At 75.9% G+C, this 1,413-nt stretch carries 1 protein-coding gene and 1 pseudogene; both read right to left on the minus strand.

Features of this window, described 5'->3' with window-relative positions:
* Nucleotides 1–775 (minus strand): annotated as a pseudogene (locus WDZ17_RS17305) (hypothetical protein); the annotation flags it as partial.
* A gap of 103 nt (nucleotides 776–878) precedes the next feature.
* Nucleotides 879–1,310, minus strand: coding sequence for a DUF2382 domain-containing protein (locus tag WDZ17_RS17310; protein WP_339576422.1), 432 nt, complete (start codon nucleotides 1,308–1,310; stop codon nucleotides 879–881).
* Between the last annotated feature and the right edge of the window lie 103 nt (nucleotides 1,311–1,413).

A 1,413-nucleotide genomic window follows, 5' to 3' on the forward strand; every position in this document is an offset into this window, starting at 1 on the left:
AGCCGGCCTGGCCGACGATCTCCACGTCGGTCGGCACGACGAGCAGGTGGGCCCCCTGCTCCTGGAGCAGCGCCGAGCCCTCGTCCTCGGTGAGGCCGATCTCGTCGACGAGGTCGTCGGCGTTGGCCACGACGATGCCGGGGAAGTCGACGACCTGGCCGGCCTCGATGGTGATGTCGGACTCGCCGTCGACGTCGAAGAGCACGAAGACGCGCTGGTCGGCGCTGGGGCCGACCCAGAAGCCGCGGTCGGTCACCACCGACTGGACCTGGACGCCGTCGGCCGTCACGGGCTGGTCGACGACCGCGGTGAGGTCCTCGCCCCCGTCCGCGACGAGCGGCAGCACCGCCACGCCCGACGCGGTGACGATCACGTCGTCGGGACCGGCCTGCGGGAGCCCGGGGGTGCTCGCGGGGGTGCTCGCGGGGGTGCTCGCGGGGGTGCTCGAGGCGGTGCTCGAGGGAGTTCCGGCGTCCGTCGGCTCCGGGACGACCGGGTTGTCGAGGGTCACCGACGGGTCCGCGGTCCCGGGCGCCGTGGTCCCCGGCGTCGGTGCGGCGGTCGTCGACGGCTCGGTCGCGACCGGGGCCGGGTCGGTGGTGCCGGCAGCGTCCTCGTCGTCGCCACCGCACTGCGTGAGCAGGAGCAGCAGGAGGGCGAGGACGACGAGGGCGGCGATCAGCGGGACCAACCATCCCGGCAGCCCCTTCTTCGGCGGCTCGGCGGGGACGGCGGCGCGGTCGGGGCTGGGCTCGTGGCCCGGGGGGACGCTCATGAGGGCTTCTCTCGTGATCGGCGCGGGTGCGCGGAAGACCGGCCGGGGTGCCCGGTCCGGTGGCTCTGGGGTGCCGCCGTGGGTGCTCGGCGACCTCCCGACGTCAGGTGGTGGGGCGCTCGTCCACGTCGACGACCTCGCGGGCGAGGTCGACCTCGACACGCCGGGTGCCGTCCACCCGGTGGGTGCGGACCGTGACGCGCTCGAGGGGCTCGACCTCGACGCCGACGACGGGGACCTCGCGCCGCAGGACGAGGACGACCTCGCGGTCGGCCTCGGGCTCGTCCCGCCCGGCGGTCGTCCCCAGCTCGCGGACCTCGTCGGCGGACAGGGGCTCGCTCGTCACGACGAGCTCCTCGTGGCGGACCTCGACCTCGGTCTCGACTCGGACGGTGCGGGTGACCACCCGTCGCGAGACGCGGACGCGCTCCACCGGGACGCGCACGAGGCGCGCGACCGCCCGCTCCTCCGAGACGGTGAGGACCGCCTCGGAGGAGCGGGCGGCGCCGGCGTCGCCGGCGGGCGCGGTGCTCAGCGCCGGCTGCCGTCGCCGGTGCGGCCGGTGCCCTCGTCCACCTCGAGCTCCTCGTGGCCGGCGTCCGTGCTCACGGACTCGGTGCCCGTGACGGTCTGCGTGC

The sequence above is a fragment of the Pseudokineococcus basanitobsidens genome (assembly GCF_037482545.1).
Taxonomy (GTDB): Bacteria; Actinomycetota; Actinomycetes; order Actinomycetales; family Quadrisphaeraceae; genus Pseudokineococcus; species Pseudokineococcus basanitobsidens.